The 20304-nt window shown below is 54.4% G+C and carries 17 protein-coding genes; 13 read left to right on the forward strand and 4 right to left on the reverse strand.

Features of this window, described 5'->3' with window-relative positions; translation table 11 throughout:
* Nucleotides 1-5: 5 nt before the first annotated feature.
* Nucleotides 6-1511, reverse strand: a complete 1506-nt coding sequence (locus ACS3QZ_RS16500; RefSeq protein ID WP_456038825.1) for a DUF2125 domain-containing protein — start codon at nt 1509-1511, stop codon at nt 6-8.
* A gap of 130 nt (nt 1512-1641) precedes the next feature.
* Here ACS3QZ_RS16500 and ACS3QZ_RS16505 point away from each other — a divergent pair, with 130 nt between their 5' ends.
* Together ACS3QZ_RS16505 and ACS3QZ_RS16510 are read left to right on the forward strand one after the other, a co-directional pair.
* The gene (locus ACS3QZ_RS16505) at nt 1642-2394 is read left to right on the forward strand and encodes an SDR family oxidoreductase (RefSeq protein WP_456038826.1); all 753 of its coding nucleotides are present in this window, start codon (nt 1642-1644) and stop codon (nt 2392-2394) included.
* Nucleotides 2391-3002 carry an enoyl-CoA hydratase/isomerase family protein gene (locus ACS3QZ_RS16510; protein WP_456038827.1) on the forward strand — a complete coding sequence of 204 codons (612 nt, stop codon included), beginning with the start codon at nt 2391-2393 and terminating at the stop codon, nt 3000-3002. The genes ACS3QZ_RS16505 and ACS3QZ_RS16510 overlap by 4 nt, the downstream gene beginning before the upstream one ends.
* A 17-nt stretch (nt 3003-3019) precedes the next feature.
* Here ACS3QZ_RS16510 and ACS3QZ_RS16515 read toward each other — a convergent pair whose 3' ends face one another.
* Nucleotides 3020-3313 carry an HNH endonuclease family protein gene (locus ACS3QZ_RS16515; RefSeq protein ID WP_456038828.1) on the reverse strand — a complete coding sequence of 98 codons (294 nt, stop codon included), beginning with the start codon at nt 3311-3313 and terminating at the stop codon, nt 3020-3022.
* Between the two features lie 72 nt (nt 3314-3385).
* Here ACS3QZ_RS16515 and ACS3QZ_RS16520 point away from each other — a divergent pair, with 72 nt between their 5' ends.
* The 8 genes from ACS3QZ_RS16520 (at nt 3386) to ACS3QZ_RS16555 (ending at nt 15053) form a co-directional block, all read left to right on the forward strand.
* Entirely contained in the window at nt 3386-4705 is a 1320-nt protein-coding gene (locus tag ACS3QZ_RS16520; RefSeq protein WP_456038829.1) for a mechanosensitive ion channel family protein, read from the forward strand.
* Entirely contained in the window at nt 4702-5883 is a 1182-nt protein-coding gene (locus tag ACS3QZ_RS16525) for a TIGR03862 family flavoprotein (protein WP_456038830.1), read from the forward strand. Before ACS3QZ_RS16520 ends, ACS3QZ_RS16525 begins: the two co-directional genes overlap by 4 nt.
* Nucleotides 5884-6033: 150 nt before the next feature.
* A complete protein-coding gene (locus ACS3QZ_RS16530; RefSeq protein ID WP_456038831.1) occupies nt 6034-6777 on the forward strand; it encodes a porin family protein in 744 nt (247 codons plus the stop codon).
* A gap of 529 nt (nt 6778-7306) precedes the next feature.
* Nucleotides 7307-8836 carry an IS21 family transposase gene (gene istA, locus ACS3QZ_RS16535; protein WP_456035996.1) on the forward strand — a complete coding sequence of 510 codons (1530 nt, stop codon included), beginning with the start codon at nt 7307-7309 and terminating at the stop codon, nt 8834-8836.
* Nucleotides 8826-9617 carry an IS21-like element helper ATPase IstB gene (istB, locus tag ACS3QZ_RS16540; protein ID WP_456037809.1) on the forward strand — a complete coding sequence of 264 codons (792 nt, stop codon included), beginning with the start codon at nt 8826-8828 and terminating at the stop codon, nt 9615-9617. Before istA ends, istB begins: the two co-directional genes overlap by 11 nt.
* A 99-nt stretch (nt 9618-9716) precedes the next feature.
* The gene (locus ACS3QZ_RS16545; protein WP_456038832.1) at nt 9717-11675 is read left to right on the forward strand and encodes an acyltransferase family protein; all 1959 of its coding nucleotides are present in this window, start codon (nt 9717-9719) and stop codon (nt 11673-11675) included.
* A gap of 156 nt (nt 11676-11831) precedes the next feature.
* A protein-coding gene (locus ACS3QZ_RS16550) for an IS5 family transposase (RefSeq protein ID WP_456036452.1) occupies nt 11832-12589 on the forward strand; the annotation gives its coding sequence in 2 pieces (ribosomal slippage) (nt 11832-12153 and nt 12153-12589; 759 coding nt in all).
* Between the two features lie 361 nt (nt 12590-12950).
* Complete coding sequence (locus tag ACS3QZ_RS16555; protein ID WP_456038833.1) at nt 12951-15053, forward strand: SEC-C metal-binding domain-containing protein; 2103 nt, start codon at nt 12951-12953, stop codon at nt 15051-15053.
* Between the two features lie 786 nt (nt 15054-15839).
* Here ACS3QZ_RS16555 and ACS3QZ_RS16560 read toward each other — a convergent pair.
* The gene (locus tag ACS3QZ_RS16560; RefSeq protein WP_456038834.1) at nt 15840-16433 is read right to left on the reverse strand and encodes a hypothetical protein; all 594 of its coding nucleotides are present in this window, start codon (nt 16431-16433) and stop codon (nt 15840-15842) included.
* Entirely contained in the window at nt 16430-16840 is a 411-nt protein-coding gene (locus ACS3QZ_RS16565; RefSeq protein WP_456038835.1) for a hypothetical protein, read from the reverse strand. Before ACS3QZ_RS16565 ends, ACS3QZ_RS16560 begins: the two co-directional genes overlap by 4 nt.
* A 286-nt stretch (nt 16841-17126) precedes the next feature.
* Between ACS3QZ_RS16565 and ACS3QZ_RS16570 the strand changes: the two genes are divergently transcribed.
* From ACS3QZ_RS16570 to ACS3QZ_RS16580, 3 genes are all read left to right on the forward strand, one after another.
* Entirely contained in the window at nt 17127-17504 is a 378-nt protein-coding gene (locus ACS3QZ_RS16570) for a hypothetical protein (protein WP_456038836.1), read from the forward strand.
* A gap of 556 nt (nt 17505-18060) precedes the next feature.
* The gene (locus ACS3QZ_RS16575; protein WP_456038837.1) at nt 18061-18282 is read left to right on the forward strand and encodes a hypothetical protein; all 222 of its coding nucleotides are present in this window, start codon (nt 18061-18063) and stop codon (nt 18280-18282) included.
* An 81-nt stretch (nt 18283-18363) separates the two neighbouring features.
* Nucleotides 18364-20253 (forward strand): zinc ribbon domain-containing protein, encoded by a 1890-nt coding sequence (locus ACS3QZ_RS16580; protein ID WP_456038838.1) that lies wholly within the window; start codon nt 18364-18366, stop codon nt 20251-20253.
* Nucleotides 20254-20304: the final 51 nt, after the last annotated feature.

Below are 20304 nucleotides of genomic sequence, written 5' to 3' on the forward strand. Positions count from 1 at the left end.
CTGGCTTACTTCAGGCGCTGTCCATTGGCCAGTACATGGCCCTGTTCGTTGACCTCGATCCGCGAGGTCAGTTCGTCTTCGCCTGCGCCGGGAACCGAGAACATCGACAGCATCATGCGCGCGCCCATGACCTGATCCTCGGGCAAAAGGCCCATCTGAACCAGCTTGTCCATCAGGCCATTCACGCCTTTGATGTTGAGATCAAGCGCGCCTTCGGGGCGCGGCAGGCCGTCAAAGGATTCCATGTCGGAGTTGTCGAAGGTGAAAGCACCCATGCCGGTCAGGCTTGCCCCGGCGATGCGCAGTTGCAGATCCTTGAGCGACATGGCGTTCAGCTCGCCCGGCACCTCGTCGGAGTTTTCGTCCAGCGTCATGATGTCGGTAAAGACCGTGGCCTTGCCGACGATATCGATGATCATTGTCGCCGGGTCATGCGGCAGAACCTGGCCCGGATCGACCATGCCCCAGATCATTTCAGAGACTGCAAGGTCAGCGAGTGTGAGATTGGCGGCAAAATCCTGCGGCTGTTCGTCCGCCTTGAGCGGTACCTCGAACCCGTACCCGAATTCGCCCATGGCCACGTCGATCGGCAACGGGATATCCGGCCCCATCGCGTTGAGCTGAATGTCCGCAAGCGTTCCGGAATAGGCCATGACCATGTCGTTCATCTTGATGGCCATGTTGGAGGCGCCGGTGGTAATCGTGGCGTTGGTCTGCGCTCCGTCCTCGGTCAGCATGAAGGCGAGGTCGGAGCCTTTGAGCGCGTAGGACCCGGCAATGTCGAACCCGGCGGCGAACATCGCGGCGGGATCTTCGCCGTAGTCGCCGGTCGGCACAACTGCGTCCGCGTCCATTTCCAGCCCGTTCATGCTGCCCTTGATATCCACGGCGCCACCGCCTTCGGGGTCCTCGGCCTGAACAACGTAGGAAAGCGTATCGACGCTCATTTTCTGTTGCGTGGTGATCGTTTCCCCCACGGCCATCTTTGAGCGCCCCATGACACCGCTCATGATGGCGTTGACGACCATGCCCTCGGGCATCGGTTCACCATCGGCAACAAGGCTGGTCAGCGCCACGCCGAGTTCCGAGGCGTTGTAGGTATAGGTCATTTCTTCGGGCGTGCCCGAAACGATCGTGCTGAAACCGGTGTGGCTTAACGTGACGACCGCGTCGACCGTTTCGCCATCGACATCTGCAAGAATGCGCATCGGCATCTGGTTCGGCATCACGATTGCAACCGTGCCGTCGCCGTTTTCAACAAACTGCAGGCTGCCCATTTCGACGGTCACGGTGCCGTCTTCGTCAGGGATGCTCATGCCGAGCGTCAAGTCGTTGATGCTGAGCGTATTTCCGTCGGTCTTTTCCGAGGCGGAAATATCATATCCGAATCCCCCCAGATATCCGCGCCAGCTTTCCCAGACATCGCGCGCGCCGACATCGGCCATGGCAGTGGTGGAAAGCAAAAATGTGGCCAGCAGGCCCGACCCTGCAATACGTTTTTGGAAATTCATTGGGACATCCCTCACTTAATCTTCGGCCATAGCTTCGGACGATGGCGCGGCGGGGTCAAGGGTGAAGGGGTGGACCCGGCTTCACTTCGCGATTACCAGTGGGGCAAATCTTGCGCGAGGAGAAAGATTTATGGCGGATATGTCGGAAAAAACGGTGATCATCACAGGCGCAAGCCGCGGGATCGGTGAAAGCGCGGCGCGGATCTTTGCACAGGCCGGCGCCAGCGTTGTTCTCACGGCTCGCAGCACCGAAGCGATTGCCGCCATCGCGGACGAAATCGGACCGCAGGCCATGGCCATCCCCTGTGACGTGGCCGACTATGGCCAGGTCGCAGCGATGGTGTCGGCTACGGTCGAGCGGTTCGGTGCGGTGGATGTTCTGATTAACAACGCCGGGGTGGTCGAGCCGATCGCCCATCTGGACCAGTCTGTTCCGGACGAGTGGGGACAGGTGATCGACATCAACCTCAAGGGGGTTTACCACGGCATGCGTGCTGTCATGCCGGTGATGGAGCGCGCGGGAGGTGGCTCGATCCTCACGATCAGCTCGGGCGCGGCGCATGGACCCGTCGAGGCCTGGAGCCATTATTGCGCCTCCAAGGCGGCGGTGAACATGCTGACCCGTTGTGTCGACAAGGAGGCACGCGACAAGGGGATCCGGGCAATTGGCCTGTCGCCCGGCACCGTGGCCACACAGATGCAGCGCGAAATCAAGGCCAGCGGTATCAACCCGGTAAGCCAGCTGGAGTGGTCTGATCACATTCCACCGGAATGGCCTGCAAGGTGCCTGCTCTGGATGTGCGGTGCCGAGGCGGACGCATGGCTTGGCGATGAAATTTCGCTGCGTGACGAAGACATCCGTCGGAAAGTGGGCCTGGTATGATTGAGCTTGTCAAAGAGGAGAACGGTCTGTGGGTGGTCACGATCAACCGTCCCGACAAGGCCAATTCTCTGACACACGCGATGCTTTCGGAACTGGCAGACATCGCGGAGTCCGCGCAAGAGGCGCGTGCATTTGTCCTCACAGGCACTGGAAAAGTGTTCTCCGCCGGTGCCGACCTTGAAGAGGCGCGTGCTGGTCTGGCCACGAGCGATGTCTGGGAACGGCTGTCGGGCGCCATTGCTGCTCTGCCGGGATTGAGCATTGCGGCCCTGAACGGAACCCTTGCCGGGGGTGCGATGGGTATGGCGCTGGCCTGTGACATCCGCCTGGCCGTGCCCGGGGCCAAGTTCTTTTATCCGGTCATGAAACTCGGCTTCCTGCCGCAACCCTCCGACCCCGGGCGCATGGCCGCGCTGATTGGCCCGGCTCGCACCAAGCTCGTACTGATGGGAGGGCAGAAGTTGTTGGCCGATGAGGCACTTGCCTTTGGGCTGGTGGACCGGATCGTCGAGCGCGAGGTGCTCTTGGACGCCGCGCGGGAGATCGTGGCGGATACGCTCGCTGCGAAACCGGAGATCGCGCAAGGCATCAAACAGATGTGTGGCTGAGCGCCCCATTGGCGCGCTCAGCGTTTGCGTCGCGGGCCGGGTGTTCGCGAGTGAAACGAGGGTGGACGTCTGGCGATCCATTGGGTGAAGCGGGCAAGCCGCGGATGCGCGCGCAGGGCTTCGATCGTGTAATAGTCCCGGGCCAATTCTGCCTCGGTGAATGTGGCGTGAATCTCGTTGTGACAGATCTGGTGCAGTCGCACGACCGGCCCCCCCTTGCCGCCTTTGAGCCTGGGGATGAGATGGTGCAGGCTTTGGGGCGCATCGGGCGGAATCGGGCGGCCACATAGGGGGCATATCGGATCCGACACGGGGTTTCCCTTGAGTTTGCCATGACTTGCGGGCATGAGATTGTCGGGAGGGTAACTCGGTATGAGGGTATGATGGAAGGGTCGGAAATCGCGCAGGAAGCGCTGGAACAGGCGCAGCAGATGTGGTCATTCGCCGAGGGCTGGGTAATGAGCCCGGCGGCGTGGTCACAGTTTGCCTTGCTGGTCGCGGCCTTCCTGATGGCGTTGTTGATGGCGCGAAAGGCGCGGCCGCTGTTGACCCGTTTGCTGACGCCGCCGGAAGAGCAGACCCACGCGCTTGCCCGCCTGCGGCGCTTTGTTCTTGTCTTCGTGCCGTTGCTGCTGCCCCTGCTGGCGTACCTGTTCACCGGATTGGGGGAAAGCGTCACGCGGTCGGTGTTCGGATCGGGCGCGGTGATTGCCTTTGGCAAACGGGTGTTCCTGTTCATCGCGGTGCGTATTCTCGTACGCGAAATCATCCATGATCCGCTGATGAAAGTGCTCGGCCGTTATGTGCTGATCCCGGTTGCTGCGCTTTATGCGCTGGGTCTTCTCGATCCGGCGATGCAGAAGCTGGACGAGACCATCGTGCCTCTGGGCAACCTGTCCTTTTCGTTGCTGTTCGCAATTCGCTTCTTGATCGTCGGGGGCGCGATATTCTGGCTGGGAAGGTGGTCGAACGAGCAGTCAAACCAGTTCATCAAGAAGCAGGAAGAGATGCGCCCGGCCATGCGGGAGCTGACTGCGAAGGCGGTGGAAATCGCCATTTTCGGCGTCGCTTTCCTGTTGGTGATGAACATCATGGGCATATCGCTCACGTCGCTGGCGGTATTGACCGGTGTTATCGGTGTCGGGCTGGGCTTTGGCCTCCAGAAGATTGCGTCGAACTTCATTTCCGGTGTGATCCTTCTGCTCGAGGGGCAGGCCACGGTGGGGGACTATGTCGAGCTGGACGGCGGCGAGGCGGGTACCATTGTCAAGATGACCGCACGCGCTACAATCCTGGAAACCTTTGATGGGCGCTGGATCGTGGTGCCGAACGAGGACTTCATCACTACGCGGGTGGTGAATTTCTCGGACCAGGGAAGCGCCAACCGCTACGAGGCGCCCTTTTCGGTGAGCTACGACACGGATATCAACCTAATCCCGGATATCGTGGAGGCCGCCGTGGCCAAGCATCCGGGTGTTCTGGACAAACCCTTCCCGCCGGATTGCGAGTTGCGTGGATTTGGAGATAGCGGGGTCGATTTCGCGGTGGAATTCTGGGTCGAGGGCATAGATGACGGCAAGAACAAGTTCATGTCGGACGTGCTCTTCCTGATCTGGAATGCGCTCAAGGACAATGGCATCGAGATTCCCTATCCGCAGCGTGTGGTCGAGCTCAAGGGGTCGATCGAGACCCGGTCTTCATGACGGAGGCGCTGGTCATCGGGGCCGGTCCTGCCGGGCTGATGGCGGCGGACGTGATGTCGGCGGCGGGGCTGGAGGTGGTAATTGCCGAGGCCAAGCCTTCACCCGCGCGCAAGTTCCTGATGGCCGGCAAGTCGGGGCTGAACCTGACCAAGGCCGAACCTTTCGAGACATTCCTTGCGGCCTATGACGAGGCCGCGCCGCACCTGCGCCCCATGCTTGAGGCGTTTGGGCCGGACGAGGTGACGCATTGGGCAAAGACTCTGGGGCAGGAGATGTTCACCGGGTCGTCGGGCCGGGTTTTCCCCAAGGTGATGAAGGCATCCCCCCTGTTGCGGGCCTGGCTGGCACGGTTGGAGGCGCAGGGCGTCAGCCTGCGGCGCAGGTGGCGATGGGTGGGTGGGGGATTTCGGTTCGACACGCCGCAAGGCGTCGAGGAGATTGTCCCGAAGGTGGCGGTTCTGGCCTGTGGCGGGGCCAGCTGGGCGCGGCTTGGATCGGATGGGGCGTGGGCCGAGTTCGTCGGGGTGCCGGTGGCGCCATTCCAGCCGGCCAATATGGGGTATCTCGTCGACTGGTCGCCCCACATGGCGCGCTTTTTCGGGAGCCCGGTCAAGAACGTCGTTCTCCGGGCAGGGGACAAGGCGGTGCGGGCCGAGTTCGTGATTTCGCAACGCGGGATCGAGGGGGGCGGGGTCTATGCTGTATCCAAGCCGATGCGCGAGGGGCAGGTCCTGACGCTGGACCTTTTGCCGGATCTGGAAGTCGCAGAAATTCGCAAACGGCTGAGCAAACCGCGGGGCAAGGCGAGCATGGCCAACCACCTGCGCAAGGCGCTGCGGCTCGATCCCGTAAAACAGGCGCTCTTGATGGAGTTTGCCCGCCCTCTGCCGGACGATCCTGCGCCGCTTATCAAGGCGTTGCGGCTCCGGCATTCCGGGCCGCGACCGATGGACGAAGCAATTTCGACCGCCGGGGGTATTCCGTTTTCGGAAGTGAACCAGGAATTGATGCTACATCGGTTCCCCGGCGTGTTCGCGGCTGGTGAAATGCTGGACTGGGAGGCGCCGACAGGTGGCTACCTGTTGACGGCCTGCCTGGCTACGGGGCGTTGGGCCGGGGGGCAGGCGGCCCGTTTTGCAGGACTTGAGTGGCAGCCGGACATTAGGCGTCACGATTGAACGGCGCGTGGGACAAACCGCATTTCGTGCGATAGTATTGCCACATGCGGGTTGTATCCGGCATTGCGCTGTCCCGCCTCGCCAGGCGGGGCCAGATCGTCTTTTGAACTGGAGGTGCACCGCACAGGTCCGACATGAAGGAGGTCAGGAATGAAAACTTGTACGACGCTCTCGGCAGCCCTTGCCGCGTTCAGCGCCGTTGCGGCGCCAGCGTTTGCCCAGCAAAGCAACTGGAACTACGAGGCGACAGTCTATCTTTTCATGCCGGAGACGAACACGGCGATTACCACGCCGGGCGGGCGGATCGAAGGCACGCTCAGCTTTGCAGATGCGTTGGCTAACCTGGATTTTGCATTCATGGGCGCCTTTGGCGCCTCCAATGGAAAATGGAGCTTTCTGGCGGACTACATGTACAATGATCTGTCTTTCAGCAATCCCAGGCCCGGACCAGCATACTCGAAAATGAATGCGTCGATGACGACGCAGATTCTGAATGGATACGTGGCCTATAAGGTGTATGAGAGTGATGCGGTTGAACTTGATCTGGCCGCTGGTTTCAGGTGGTTTGACACCAATACTACGCTGGCTCTTGTGCCGGGAGCGGCGGCGCCGCGCAGCGCGACCGCAAAAGCGGGCTGGGTGGACCCGGTTGTCGGCCTCCGTGCACGGGTGGCGTTTTCGGAGCGATGGAACGGAACGGCCTTTTTCGACTATGGCGGGCTCGAAAAGGGGAATGAAACCTGGCAGGCGCTCTTGACGGCGGATTACCAGCTCAATGACAATTGGGTTCTGCGCGGCGGTTATCGGCATTTGTCGATGGAGAGCGTGGTAAACGGAAACCCGTTCGAGTTCAGCCAATCCGGGCTGATTTTCGGCGCTACCTATCAATTCTGAAGCGAGAGCGCTGCATCTGGCGCTTTCTTTGCCGCCGCGACCTGTTGGTGGAGAGAATGGTATTCTGCCCCCGAATACCATTGGGAATGCAAAGCGTCGGGTCTTCGAGAATCGCAAGTCAGCTGCTGGCAAGAACACAAGATATTGAGGTTACGTATCAGTGCCGGAAGGCAGGTAAACCGGCGGCTAGGTGCAAGCCTCGCGCCTGATCGCATCAAGGCGGAACAAGTCTTGCGTGATGAGTGCCTCAACGTCTCGAAACTTGGGAACTATACCTTTCGGTTTCTTGTTTGTTTTCCTCTTTTCTTTGGTTTGCTCAATATGACGGTGAACCCGTTCCGCGGCTGGATTCATGCGGTCGCGTCATCAGAGCCAGCCGGAAGACAGGGCCATCGTTGGCAAAAAAACACGTAGACTGTTGATTTCCGCTGAGAAGTGACCCGGTAGCCCCCTAAGTTTCCACTGAGAATTGACCCATGTGAACACGTTGCCCTGACGGATTCGGTCGGGGAGATTTGGAGTGATCGACATGGGATTTTTGAGTGTTATCCGACGCTGGGCATTGCGTGACAAAATGCCAATCCGCGAGATTTCAAGGCGCACCGGCCTGTCTCGCAACACCATCAGAAAGTACCTACGCGAGGGCGCGGTTGAGCCGAAGTTCAAGACGCCATCTCGTCCAAGCAAGTTGGATCCGTATGCGGATCGGTTGTCGGCCTGGTTGCTGGCGCAGACGCGGAAGCCACGCAAGGAACGTCGAACCGTGAAGCAAATGCATGCTGACTTGGTCAAGCTTGGCTATGATGGGTCGTACGGTCGCGTGGCGGCCTTTGCCCGAGCTTGGCGTGCCGATCGGCATCGAGCGGAACAAACGACCGGGCGCGGAACCTTTGTGCCCTTGGTGTTTCAACCCGGCGAGGCATTCCAGTTCGACTGGAGCGAAGACTGGGCCAATATCGGTGGCGAGCGGGTCAAGCTGCAGGTCGCCCATATCAAGTTGTCACACAGCCGGGCGTTCCTGGTGCGGGCCTACCCGCTGCAAACACATGAGATGCTATTCGACGCCCACTGGCACGCGTTCCGCGTCTTCGGCGGCGTGCCCGGTCGCGGGATCTACGACAACATGAAGACGGCCGTAGATCGTGTTGGCAAAGGCAAGCAGCGCGATATCAACGCACGTTTCAAGGCCATGGCCAGCCACTATGTGTTTGAGCCTGAGTTCTGCAACCCGGCAGCCGGTTGGGAGAAGGGACAGGTGGAGAAGAACGTTCAGGACGCTCGGAATCGCCTATGGCAGGTCATGCCTGTCTTCGGCGATCTGAATGAGCTGAACCAATGGCTTGAGGATCGTTGCATCGCCTTATGGGCAGAGACACCACACAAGGCTTTGCCTGGTTCTATCGCCGATGTCTGGGAAGCCGAGAAGCCCACGCTCATGGTACTGCCCCCGGCCTTCGATGGGTTTGTGGAGCACAGCAAGCGGGTGTCGCCCACCTGCCTGATCACCTTCGAACGCAATCGCTACAGCGTCCCGGCCAGCTTTGCGAACCGCCGCGTCAGCCTGCATGTCTATCCGGATCGGCTGGTTGTGGTGGCCGAAGGCCATACCGTTTGCGCCCATGACCGCATCATCGAGCGATCTCACCACAAACCAGGCAGGGTGATCTATGATTGGCGTCATTATCTTGCTGTTATCCAACGCAAACCCGGCGCCCTGCGCAATGGTGCGCCGTTCGTCGAGATGCCGGACGCCTTCCGCCGTCTGCAGGATCATATGTTGCGCAAGGAGGGCGGTGACCGCGAGATGGTCGATATCTTATCCCTGGTTCTGCACCATGACGAAGACGCCGTTCTGTGTGCTGTAGAACTCGCGCTGGAAGCAGGCGTGCCCACCAAGACGCATGTCCTGAACCTGCTTCACAGGCCAATCGATAAGAAGCAGACAGACTTGCCAGAGGTCGATCCGCCAGAGGCTCTGGCCCTGGACACAGCGCCAAAGGCCAATGTCGATCGCTATGATGATCTGAGACAGGCCGGGGAGAAGCGCCATGCGTCATGATCCTGCAGGCGCTTCGGTCGTGATCATGCTCCGCAGCCTGAAGTTGCATGACATGGCGCAAGCCGTTGACGATCTCGTTGCCCAGGGCGCACCGGCGTTCGAAGCGGCAACGCCAATGTTGTCCCAACTTCTCAAGGCGGAAATGGCCGAACGGGAAGTCCGGTCCATTGCCTACCAAACTAAGGTGGCGCGCTTCCCGTCCTACAAGGACCTCGCAGGCTTTGACTTCAAGTCCAGCGAGATCAACGAGGCCAGCGTTCGGCAGTTGCACCGTGGCGAGTTCATGGAGAACGCGGAAAACGTCGTCCTGATCGGTGGCCCCGGCACGGGCAAAAGCCACATCGCCACAGCTCTCGGCGTCCAGGCCATCGAGCATCACAGATGCAAGGTGCGCTTCTACTCGACGGTGGAACTCGTCAACTCCCTGGAGCAGGAAAAGGCGCTCGGAAAGGCCGGCAAACTGGCCGAGATGCTGACCAAGATCGACTTGGTCATCCTCGACGAACTCGGCTATCTGCCGTTCAGTTCATCCGGCGGCGCGCTGTTGTTCCACCTCCTCAGCAAACTCTACGAACGCACCAGTGTGGTCATCACCACCAACCTCAGCTTCTCAGAGTGGGCCCAGGTCTTCGGCGACGCAAAAATGACCACAGCGCTTCTCGACAGGCTCACACACCGCTGCCACATCCTGGAAACCGGCAACGACAGCTACCGCTACAAAGCCAGCTCAGAAGCCGCAAAAAAAAAGAGAAAGGAGACACCCGCATTGACCACAACATGACCGCTGAGACATAAACGAAGGTGGGTCAGTTCTCGGTGAAAATACCGGGTCACTTCTCAGCGGAAATCAACACTAAACTTCACTTAAAGGATTGTTAACTTGAAATATCGCGCTGAAATTGACGGCTTGCGAGCACTTGCTGTTGTCCCTGTTATTTTATTCCATGCTGGATTTGAATTGTTTAGTGGGGGGTTTGTTGGCGTAGATGTGTTCTTTGTAATCAGTGGCTACTTGATTACAAAAATCCTTATTGAAGACATAGAGAACAAGCGTTTTAGTATCGTTAACTTCTACGAGAGACGTGCTAGACGAATACTTCCAGCACTTTTCTTTGTAATGCTTGTATGCATTCCGTTTGCTTGGATGTGGATGCTACCAAGTCAAATGAAAGACTTTTCACAAAGTCTTGTCGCCGTAAGTTTGTTTGCATCAAACATCTTGTTTTGGCGTGAAAGTGGATACTTTGCAGCAGCAGCAGAAGAAAAACCATTGCTGCATACATGGAGTTTAGCTGTTGAAGAACAGTACTACGTCCTATTTCCTATTTTCTTAATTTTAGCTTGGCGCTTTGGCAAGAACAGAGTGTTTTGGATGATTGTAGTCATGGCTGCAATCAGCTTAATGCTAAGTGAGTGGGGTTGGCGTAACAAAGCTACGGCGAACTTTTATCTAGCGCCGACTCGTGCGTGGGAATTGTTCGCTGGCTCGATTGCTGCGTTTATAGTGCATAAGCAAGGCGTTCAAAAGAATAATTTACTTGCTCTAATTGGCTTAGCTGCAATTGTCTTTTCAATTTTCTTTTACGATGAGACTACACCTTTTCCAAGTGTTTATGCGCTTGTGCCAGTGCTTGGCGTTGTAATGCTAGTACTGTATGCAGATAAAGAAACAATTGCTGCTAGACTACTCAGCACTAAAGGCTTTGTTGGAATTGGCTTAATTAGCTATTCAGCATATCTTTGGCACCAGCCTTTATTTGCATTTGCAAGAATATCATCAGCAAATACATTTTCGAGTGGAGTTTATTTCTCTTTATCGGTTTTAAGCTTAGCACTAGCCTACCTTAGTTGGAAGTATATAGAAAAACCATTTCGACAAACTAAAGTGGAAAGAAATACCATATTTAAATCCTCGGTAGCTTCGCTCATACTTTTATCGTTGTTTGGGTTTTGTGGGCACTTAAACGATGGATATAAGAACAGATATACAGACGATGAGTTGCACTTAACAATGCCTAAGAAAGGAGATACTAGTGGCTGCCATAATGGATTAGAGTCAGTTGATATCTTAAACGGTAAGCGTTGTATTGTCAGAAATTCGAGTGACGATACAATTGATATAGCAGTCATCGGTGACTCTCATGCATCAGTAATTACCGACGCACTTAAATCTGAGTTATCGCTAACTAAGCGTGGCTTTTTCGCTTTCAATGGGAGTTGGTGTGCTCCATTGATCAATTTTGCAACCGACGCAATGGGCAAGAATGGGTGCATCGATGAAATTAATGCAGCATACAAGCAAGTTTTGAACGACGAAAGCATACGAAATGTTGTCTTACATGCCGAATGGGCAAACTACCACATTGGAAATAGATGGGGTGATAACAACCATGCAGCGTATGTTTTCAATGAAAATGGAGTTTTAGATTTTCAAAGTGCAACGATTTCTGAAAATCTAACTGAATTAGAAAAAGCTATAGCGTTTACTTTTGAAGCTTTGTTTAAGTCAAATAAAAATGTATTGATTGTAATGTCGGTTCCAGAATTGGATTTTAATGTGCCCAAGACATTGAATTCAAAGTTACCATTCGTGAACAGTGATAAATTGGTTATTACAATTGATGAATATAGAAAGCGGAGTGGCATCGTTAACGAAATATTAGCACGTTACTCTATCAAGTTTGGATTTGAAACTTACTATCCTTCAGAAGCATTGTGTAATGAAAACCATTGCTTAAGTCGTAATGACGATTACGCATTTTATAGTGATGGCAACCATCTTTCATATTATGGTGCTTCTATTGTCGCACCTCATATTGTTGATAGGCTTAATCGTTAGTAATGCTCTATATTTAGATGTGGTACTTCTTACAAAGTGCTATATTTGAAAATTAACTTCTCACTTTCAACAATAACGGCTTCGCTTACATAGGGTCAGGACCCATTGATTTCCGGTTGGCGGCATGATTCACGACTCGAAAAACGAGCGGTAAACATGTCTGATCTTTTCTGGTTGAGCGACGCGCAGATGGCGCGCCTTGAGCCCTTCTTCCCCAAGTCCCATGGCAAACCTCGTGTGGATGATCGCCGGGTGCTGAGCGGCATTATCTTCATCAATCGCAACGGGTTACGATGGCGTGATGCTCCCAAGGAATACGGCCCGCACAAGACACTCTACAATCGCTGGAAGCGTTGGAGCGACAAGGGCATCTTCGCCGAGATGCTGATTGGTTTGGCTGCTGATCATGGTGAAGAGAAAACGGTCATGATCGACGCCACCTATCTGAAGGCTCATCGCACGGCGTCCAGTCTGGGCGTGAAAAAGGGGGGCGTGGGCGTCTGATTGGGCGCACCAAGGGCGGCATGAACACAAAGCTGCACGCCATTTGCGACAGCCAAGGACGTCCTCTGAACCTCTTTGTGACAGCCGGTCAGGTCAGTGATTACACCGGCGCACGGGTTCTCGTTGGCAGCCTGCCAAAAGTAGATTGGCTGCTCGGAGATCGTGGTTACGACGCCGATTGGTTCAGAGAAGCTTTGAAAGACAAAGGGATACGCGCCTGCATCCCCGGTCGAAAACAGCGGAAGAAAACGGTGAAGTACGACAAGCGCCGCTACAAACGGCGCAACCGCATAGAAATCATGTTCGGCAGGCTCAAGGATTGGCGGCGGGTCGCGACCCGTTACGACAGATCCCCAAAGGTATTCCTGTCAGCCATCGCGCTGGCGGCACTCGTCATTTTCTGGCTATGAGTCCTGACCCTAATGCAGACTTTGAACCATCGACTGGTTTGTGAAAAAGAGATACAACTTTGTGCCGCACGTGAAACGGTAGCCCAGATGAGTCATGCGTATGCTCCGACCAAAACTCAAGTTGATTGCCGCACTCTGAGTCAGAAGTCTCAACATCTTGGCGCCACTTCCGAGCATATCTGAGACACAGGATTGTTCGTCGCACCTACGATCTATTTGTTGTCGGTGAAAGATGAGTGAAGAAGTGTATTGTTTCGACTGGTATCCCCAATAGGTTGTGGTATTTTGGCGACAACCCCAGCGAAGCGCATACAATCTTTACGCGGATGTTGCGGAAAAAACTTTTGAGGAGTTACCGCCAATGCGATCAGAGGAAGTTTGCTTTCAGGAACTTATGGAACTGTGTCGAAGTCCCGGCTTTTCCCACGCAATCGCGATGTTCTGCTTCCGCGACAATTGGATCGCCTTCAAAGACCAGATGACCGGCGAGTTGATTTCGGACAAAAAAACACCGCAACGCCTTGTACGAACCGAGATTGCGTCGCTTATCGGTGGACTGCTCGGAGGCACTGGATCAATCGAGCTTCCAGATCAGAGCGTAATCGCAGAATACCTAGAGCGAGCGGAACGCCTACTTGAAGAAATACATCAATGCATGGTCAAAGACGCTTTTTCCGATTGGCAGGCGGATAGTTCCCCCCTTTCCACAGGAGAAGCAATCAGAGAAGCAGCATTTTATGCGACCGAAAGCGCATATGCATTTCAGTATAGCAACCTTGCAAAAGTTCGTTACCAGCAAGATGAGCAATGGCTTACCGACAACGTAGGGTTTACCCTCCAAGATGCCAAAGTGATTGCCGACGTAATTGTTGACATCCAATCTCAAAGAGCAATGGATCACCTCGAAAGCCTTCGAAAAACTGACCCAACGCTTTGGACGATGCTTCCGGCATTCCAGCTAGAACAGGCACAGGTAGTCGAAGCATCAGGCTTGCCGGAGAAAACGGTCCAGCATTTCTTCGATGCGTTTTCCTGTGACGCAAGCTCCGAGAATGGGGCTTTTCATTCGGTGACGGACTTTAACATCACCTCCGCAAGGCCAATCGTCCTTTTGGATGGGCGGTATTTTTTGTTTCAATACGTTAGCCTAACAGAAGCAATTTATGAGTCTCCGACACATTGGATGTACCAAGATACCGCATACAGAGCGACGGCATCTGCAAACAAAGGACATTTCACAGAGGAAATGACCTTTGAATTCCTAAAAAGGGTCTTCGGTGACGAACATGTTTATCAAAACTTAGACCTTTTCGATGGCACAAAGAAAGTTGGCGAAATTGATGTTTACGTCTCTTTCGGTGAAATCGGGATCGTTTTTCAGTGCAAGTCTCAAAAGCTTACGGCTGCCTCTCGGGGCGGCAATTTGGTTAAAATTCAAAAAGATTTCCAACTCGCAATTCAGGAGGCTTACGGTCAATGCCGAGCATGCTTTGATGGCCTGCAAACTGCGAACATTGTGGCAAAGGATGCAGCCGGAAATGTTGTGGAGTTGCACACACCAGAGCGAGTGTTTCCGGTTACGGTTATCTCGGATCACTATCCAGCACTGAGCATTCAAGTTCGGCAATTCCTGAAGACCGATTCTGCGGAAGGATTTGAAAAACCACTTTGCGTCGATCTGTTCACCTTAGACGTTCTGTCTGAACTCGTTCCATCTCCCATTCGTGTCCTAGCCTACTTAGAGCGCCGCGCCCTCTACTACGATAGGATCATGACGACAAACGAGTTGGGGGTTCTTGGGTACTTCCTGAAGGCAAACCTCTGGCTTGAAAACGAAAATGATTATTTGAACCTTGATGACAGTCTGGCGAGCGATATTGATGCCGCCATGATTGTTCGTAGGGAAGGTCTTCCGGGAAAGGCAACGCCAGAAGGTTTGCTAACGCGTTTCAAAGATACGTTCGTCGTTCGTGTAATCGACGAAGTTGATCGAAACCCTAACGCCCTCTGCGTTGAATTGGGGCTGTCCTTTCTGGAGATGGGAGAAGACGGTATCCTCCAAATTGAGGCGCTCGTTGCGCAAATGGCCGCAAAGGGAAGAGGTGACGTCACTCTACCCATGGAAAACCGCTCCTCTGGTTTAACAGTCCACTGCAACTCTGATCCTCAGTTTGTTGCAGAGCCGTCGCTGCGGCAGCACATGGTCCGACGCAAGTATTTTCAGAAAGCTGACAAATGGTTGGGTCTCAACGTTGACCCGTCGACGAGGCTTGTCCGTTTTGGCGCTTATGTTCGGCAAAAACATGTTTTCGACTATGAGCTTGAAGCATTGAAGGCCTCTGCAAGACCCATGGTCAAAACTGAGGATGTCTTGCGGCAGGCCGCGCGAGGAAAAGTTGGGCGCAATGAGAAGTGTCCGTGCGGCAGCGGTAAAAAATACAAACGTTGCTGTGGTAAGGGTTAAGCTCAAAAATCGGCACGGTGCTCGACAGAACGCGCTAAATGGCGTGCTGCAAGCCTTACGCAATTTTAAATCGACGTAGATGTTGTGAAAAACTGTGCCTCTATTGGCGCGTAGCGCCAATATACGCGAGATGCTGCATGGTCGATAGACCTCAAGTCGGGGGCCAGATGCAACGCTTACCATTCACGCCGCAAGCAGCAGTTTCAACTACGTCTTGCTTCTTCTGCTGCTTAAGTTTTGGGTATCACCAATTGGGTTACAGAAAAAGCAGCAAAAAAGCAGCAAATTACACGTCCAAACACGGGGCAAAAGTAGCAGTATTAACGAGGCGCTTTCACCTAAGTGACTGATTTAAAACAAAAACCCAATCAACCGTTTGTTGGAAACTTGAGCCGAAAGCTGGAAAATGGTGCCCGGGGGCGGAATCAAATACATCACCCAAATACTTGGCAAAAAACACTTTTATTTTGATGATTCAATCATGTACCCCCAATCATACCCCCAACTCAACGTGGGCACCGTTATGTCAGGCCCGAACACCGTATTTCCCTAAAGATTTCATGCGGTCAACCTCGGCCATCCTCCTAGCAACAGTCAGTCGCATCAAAACCGTCAACGAGACGCCCCAAACACTGGCCGAGAAACGTAGTCTGATCCGCGCATTCCGAGCGCCAACATAGGCCTTTCTTAACTTATTTTTCCCCGCGGTGACCAACCAGGCAGGCGATAATGCGCTCCCCGAAGACCTTTTCGTGGCAAATACTGGCAGTGGGTGGGTTTCGACTACTATCCGGTCTCCCTCAATCGCTGTGCCGCGACAATGCTCTGTTGGTCGTCAGGGTGGATCGCCGCTTCACAATATTGCCGTGCCAACTCGTCCGCGATGATCGACATACCCTTAGCATTGAGTGATACAGGCACAACCCAGTCACGGTTTTCATTCTGGCAGTCCAAACGATACCCGACAAGGCGTCCGCCTTTGTTCAAAGGCGAAATGCGTCGCGCGTCGCCGTGGGCGACAGCATTGCGCAGAGCGACCAAGACAGACAGAGCGTTCTTATGTTGTCCGGTTCGATTGAACGCTGACAGGTCATTGAACGGCATGTCATCTGCTGAATTTGCTGGTGCCGGTCGTGGGCGCAGACCAGGCGCGAACTCCGCGAACGTGATATCTTTTAATCGCGACCGAAAATCTGACATGGATTGTGCAATTTCGGTGTTGTCCTCCTTCCACCTGATCCGCTGCATCGTCCAACACACGATGCCTGTGAACAGGGAAAAGGTCTGCGTAATCTCGAAGTCACGACGCACGCTTGGGAGCATCTCGCGCATTCGGGAAACTGTTGCCCATTCGGTGTGTCTAGTGGAAATCTCAGTCATGAAATCAAATGACCTAATATCGCCTTGGCGTCATCGATGCACTGAACACCCAAACGTGTGATAGGTTTGCTTCGAAACTCGTCATACCCCTTGAGATTACTGTTCGCCCCGTCGCGCCCCTTTCGCGCAGGATCGGGATGCTTGTCCTGCCAAGCAGACCCCTTCCAGACCTTTTTAGCCACGTCCACGGTCGCCGGAGGCGACGCTGGAGCATACATGCTGACAACCCACAGATTGACGCGTTCCTTGTGGTCAAGTTCTACACCGATCACGCGGCGTCGCCCTCGTGTTGCCCAGACCGACAGATGCACTTGTTGACTCGTCGCCGTCTTCGATGGCACAGGGTCGCAGTTGGCGCTAAGTTGTGCTTGAATGAAGACTTTCAGATCGTCGATGGTGTTGGTCACGCGCCCACCTCCTCTTGGGAAGCGGAATCAAATCCATGAGCTGTCAATTGATCAGTCATTCGGTGCACCTTCTCAAACCACAGCAACGCTGCTTCTGTCCGTTCGCGATATCTCGTCAGTAGTCCGGCTGTGCCGAATACGGTTGCGCATCTCCGCTAGTTGAAGTGGCCCCAGTGCGTGCGAACGCGCGGATATTAACTGCACTAGTCTTAGCATTGCGCAGACGCCAGTTTAACGTATCATGCGCAGAACTCAAGAAACTCAAGCAAAATCAGAAGCCTAATCAATGTACACACTGACTGATCTAGATGAAGCTCGCAAAAATCAAAACTACTGGAACACAAGATTTGCCGACAATAGAAGCAACAACCCCAACAAGTATTACGCCGAACGACGAGACGCCTCACGACTTGTTCGAATAATCGAAAAAGAGTTGAAAGCTTCAGGCAAACTACCCCTTACGGCCCAAGAGCTACTGGAGAAAAAACTTGATGAGGCCTTTCCCTACGCCAAAAGCAAACAGATAGTTGTATTTGAAGGGCGCCGCTATCAGCGAAAGTTTTGGCCTCTCGAAACAAGCCGTTCTCGCAAGACCGTAAAAGAATGGGGAAGAGGTTGGGTTGACCTGGAAAAGACTGCGGAACTTCGAAACAGCCGAACCTAACCGTTTTGCCAAGCGGTCGCCAAAAGCTGGTAAAAAACAGCGCTGAGCTCTCTTTGTCACGGTTACGAAAACCACAATGCGACTGTGAGTGGAAGAGACGACCAATGCTTTTGATGACGGACTCCAAACCCATTGCGGAAAATGTCTCATCTACGTCCGAGGGCATACTAGGGCGACACAGCTCGAAAAAACGAAATACCCCCCCCCGGGGAGGTCGAGGTGAATTCAGGGGAAGAGCCCAGCTTTCCATCCACCTGCCTCAAGCCATGAAGCATTGTAAGGGATCCGGGAGGAACACTGTCCACACTGATCCGCGGCTCCATTGGCAACTGGCGGACATCGGGCTGCATCTTCCATCCTGAACCAAGGCATGACCCAAAGCGAATACCGGCATTAGCGTCTGCGCTGAGTGTTCTCACACTGACACACTGTGAAGCCGGCACACTGCAACCCTGTCGCCCGGATAGAGGTTCGGAGAAGTGGTTTTGGGTCGTCCGGTCGATCACTGCAGGTCTATACGGAAGGGGCATCATTTCATTCATTCCGGTGCTACGTAATGTCCGGTTCTGCGGTCCTGTGGGAATACCAAGGCATCGCTCAGCAGCACGATTTAGCGGGCTCAGTTTCCGCTTTTCAAAAGCCGCGTACACTTGGACTGATTCGTGTCGGAATGCTCATCTACCAAACCTTCAATAGCTCCAAGAAACGTCAAAAAGTCGGTGGCAGCGCACGGCCTGCAATGGAAAAAAATCAATGTTCACTCAATGGTCAGAAATGAGGGCATTAGTAATTTCAAGGTGATGGCCAAGATGTAACGCATGTACCCGACTTACATAATTTATTGTGTTGAATCATATGGTTGTGGATTATTTTGATTTGTGATGGTTTGGAGTACACCCCCAAGAGCTCGAGCTACAAAGGCCATGCTTTTGAAGGGATGAGAGAAGCCAACTTGGACACATCACAGCCGGACAGAAAGGGATCGGTGATGGCGATGGAAGACAGTGCGAAACAGAACACTCGTGTTCGGCACCCATCTGCTGACTCGCCGCTCTACATGACGGCTGTTTTCAAACTGCGCCCGACAAAGCGCAAAGCCGCTTTGCTCGAGAAGGCTCGGTCCGCTGCCGAGGATGCATTCTGGCGACAGCTTGAAGTGATCCGACCTGAAGTCGAACAGATTTCAGCACTCCCAAGCAAACTGGATCGCAAGGCACGTTTGAAAGAGCTCATCGACCCAAAGACGCTTCACCGGTACGGGTTGCGCAGTCCCGTTCGCGATGGTGTCGCACGAGAGCTCAGGTCCCAGGCTTTGTCATACGTGGAGCTGAAATGCGGAGGGCACAAGCCCGAATGGCCAAAGCGGAAGTTTAGAGAAGACACTCACGAAAGCGCCCTTGATGCCCTGGCAAGATCAGTGACGCTCGAAGAGGAAAACTCTGCCAGATACGACGTTTTCCGTGGAAGTCAGAAAGAATACCTTCGGCCTTTAGTTTTGGCTCGATGTCGCGAGTGCTGCCTTCTGCGTCAGTCCCCAACTGGAGCGTTAGTCGCCCGCCTTGATCTGGTGGGGAAAGAACACTCAAAGGGGCGAAAGACCACCATCATCCCCGGCATCAAAGCTGACACGGGATGTGTTGTGAACGGCATGACGTCGGAACGCTTCGTACTGATCCCCGTCGAAATGTCCAAATGGCATGAGCACACATTCTTGAATGGCGCACACAAGTTGCGTAGCTCCGAGATCGTTCGCGATGAAACCAGCTGGTTCATGTACGCAAAGTTCGAGATGAACGCACAGTTAAAGAAGAGCGCCCCTCCAACCATTGAACAAGAGGGAGTGCTTGGTCTGGATCGCGGCGTTTGCACAAGCTTCGCCGGCGCCATTGTCGGCATGGACGGCCATGTCAAAGAACTAGTTGGAACCCCTGGCTCTGATCTTGCACAGGTGATCAAAGATTACGAAAAACGAAACCGTGCCCACCAAATGCGCAAAGGGCGCCCTCGCAAGGGGTACAAAGCGGCCATTGATCAGATCCTGCATGAGATCGTCAACGAGATCATCGCGATCATGAAAGGTTACCGTGTTGCACTGGCACTCGAAAAGCTGGACGGACTGATCTCCGCCGCACAGACGAAACGAAAGAAGGGTCGTCGCCGATCACGTTGGCAAAAGACCTGGAAGACGATGCAGCTTCGCAAGCTCGAGGAGATCCTGAGATACAAACTCCGTTACAATGGTCTGCCGCCATTGCTGGAGGTTGTCCCAGGCGGCACATCTCAAACCTGCTCGGCATGTGGTTGCAGGGCGGCCGAGAACCGGCGCAGCCAAGCAGAGTTCGTCTGTCGGGATTGCGGGATGTCGGCCCATGCGGACTACAACGCGGGGGTACAGATCGCCCGACGGGGCGCGATGATACTCAAGAAACAAATCAGGAAGGGCACCAAGCTGCATGCTCTTCATATGAACATGGTCAAGGGGCTTCGCTCCCGAGACGATGCAGGGCTTGGGCCTTTGCCGGCGAGTGCCGGCGAAGGGTTCGTTGCGGCCCTGGATTCTGCGAGACGGGTGAATGATCGGACAGACTTGTGGTTCGACTTACCCTTGAGCGGGTCAGAAAACTCAATCGATGATCGCCAAAAACAGGGCTTAGTCCCTGTATTCCCAGAGGGTGGCGATCCCGTATCCGTGCAAGTTGGCAATCGGTTACACCGGATCCGCTGTAGGTGGCCAAGATACGGGGGCTGATAGCAACTAGTACCATTTGATTGAGCGTACCTTGTAGAACCTATGGGGTGC

Source organism: Shimia sp. W99 (assembly GCF_053851455.3).